We start from the raw sequence: 2,229 nt of genomic DNA on the forward strand, positions 1-2,229 counted from the left end.
GGTTGGCAGCGGCTTCTTCGTATAACCCAAGGCTGCGTTCGCATATGGGCATCCAGTATAATGCGTCAATATAATCAGGACATTTTTTGTAAGTTGAATCGGCTTGCAGCCAGTAGTGCGCCAGTCGATAGCTTTCAGCCTGTTTGTACAAAATGGCTTCGCGGGAGATCTTTTTAGGAAGGATGTAGCCTGTTTTACCTCTTTTTGAATACACCGGGAACACGTCGTCTTTTTGGGTGTTCGCCGACGGATTCAACACCTGCTCATATAAATAAGCAGCGGTATAATATTCACCGGCTGCAAAATACTGATCGGCCAGTTGCAGCGGATTTTTTGTTACTATTACCTGCTGCGCCTGACAGGGCAACCAGCAGATACAGGCAACCAAAAAAACTATCTTGAAAAATGAAAGCATTCGCATAGTAATCAATTAAAGTCTTGCACAACGAATAAAATCAACAACGTTCCTTGTGCCCGATCGTTTAATGTAAGACAGGCTCAGTTCAAAGCTGTTTACATTTTTCGTCATAGAGCCGAGCTTTGAATTATTCACGTCATAGCTCAGGCCAATAACAAAGTTTTTATAATCAATACCAACATACGGCGCTACCGCGTCTTTACCGCGGTAATAACCACCTATCATAAAATCAGTAACTGCATCTACGTTTATTTGTCCATACACCCCAACCATGGTTTCAGAAGCCGTGCCCTGGCGCATGTACATAACGTGCGGCACAATACGGGTACGATCTGATATATTATAACTTACCCCGCCATGAATGGAATACCGCATTGGAATGGTGTTTAACTCCGCACTTTGGGTGCTGATGATGGGGTCTTTGGGTTTGTTAAGATGATAGATGGAAAAACCGCCGAACGGATTGAATTTTTTATCGGCCCCCCCATCAAAATACATGACCCCGGCGCCAATATCCAGCACCGTTGAAGAAGTTTGGGCAAACGTTTCTGTTGTTGCCATATTAGGGTTGTAGCCGGTAATAGGATCCCATTGATCGCCCCATCTGAATTTTGATTTGTTCACCCGGCGATTAATAATGCCACCCTGCATAGCCATCACAATATGATGGTTTAACGAAGGTCCGAACTTAACCCCGGTATAGGCAAAAGAAAAGGAAGAGGTGAGGTAATTAAAACCTCCATCGCCAGCCGATTGATTCAGGAGGTTAATGCCCAGGGCTACATTCTTGTTGGTGCGTGCATCGAATGACACGCCCATGGTGCGATAAGGGTTGGTAACGCTGCCCCATTGGTTCCTGAAAATGGCCGAAGCCCGGTAATCACCATCGGCGCTGCCCGTAAGCGCCGGGTTCAAATACATGGGAAATGTATATTGTTGTGTAAAGTGCGGGTCTGTTTGTGCAACTGATCTACTGACAGTTATCAGCAGCAACCAGGCCGTACACCAAACGGTTTTTATAATCAATTTTTTATTCATTGTAAAGTATCGTTACAGTGATCTGGTTATCTATCGTACAAGAGTAATGGAGCCTTTCATGTTCAACTGCCTGCCGTCTGTAGTTGTAGCCCTTAATACATACACATAAACCCCCACAGGCTGGAAGCTTCCTTTGAACTTGCCGTCCCAACCCTGTTTCTTATCGGTTATGGTTATCATTTTCTGCCCCCACTGGTTAAAGATGTGCATCTCTAACGTAGCGATGTAATTGCCGTACACGTACAAAAGATCATTCTTGCCATCCCCATTGGGAGAAAACACATTAGGTACATAAATGTCTTTATAACGCGGCTTCACGGTTATTTTGTACGATTGGGCGGCGCCCATACAACCATTCACATACGGGGTGGCAGTAACCACGCCGGTAATGGAATCATTGGTCATATTGGTTGCTGTGAACGAAGGCACTACGCCTGAACCTGATGCTGTCAGCCCAATGTCGGTGTTATTATTGGTCCAGTTTATACCGGTGACCGGAATGTTTACCGGGAAATCGTAGTAAGGCAATATATCGCCATCTAATACCGTCGTATCTTTTTTTGTAGTAACGAAAGATGGGATCGGGTTCACCTGGTAATTAAAGGTGGCGCCTACAGCGCACTGCTTTATTGCCGGCGTAAAAGTATACGTGCCTGTATTTTGATTGTCTACAATGGCCGGGCTCCAGGTTCCATTTACGCCATTATTGCTAACACCGGGTAAAACCGGTGGATTGATATTTATACAAACAGATTGAGAAGGCCCGAAGGTAA

2 protein-coding genes and 1 pseudogene are annotated in these 2,229 nt (G+C 45.0%); all 3 read right to left on the reverse strand.

Annotated elements, in window-relative coordinates:
• Positions 1-421 (reverse strand): annotated as a pseudogene (locus ACJ751_RS24325) (flagellar motor protein MotB); the annotation flags it as partial.
• Positions 422-430: 9 nt separating this feature from the next.
• On the reverse strand, positions 431-1,456 hold the full coding sequence (locus ACJ751_RS24330) for a PorP/SprF family type IX secretion system membrane protein (RefSeq protein ID WP_407748133.1): 1,026 nt from the start codon (positions 1,454-1,456) through the stop codon (positions 431-433).
• 30 nt (positions 1,457-1,486) lie between these two features.
• Positions 1,487-2,229 (reverse strand): gliding motility-associated C-terminal domain-containing protein (locus ACJ751_RS24335; RefSeq protein ID WP_407748134.1); only part of this gene is annotated, 743 nt, incomplete at its 5' end.

It is taken from the genome of Niastella sp., assembly GCF_045805085.1.
Taxonomy (GTDB): Bacteria; Bacteroidota; Bacteroidia; order Chitinophagales; family Chitinophagaceae; genus Niastella.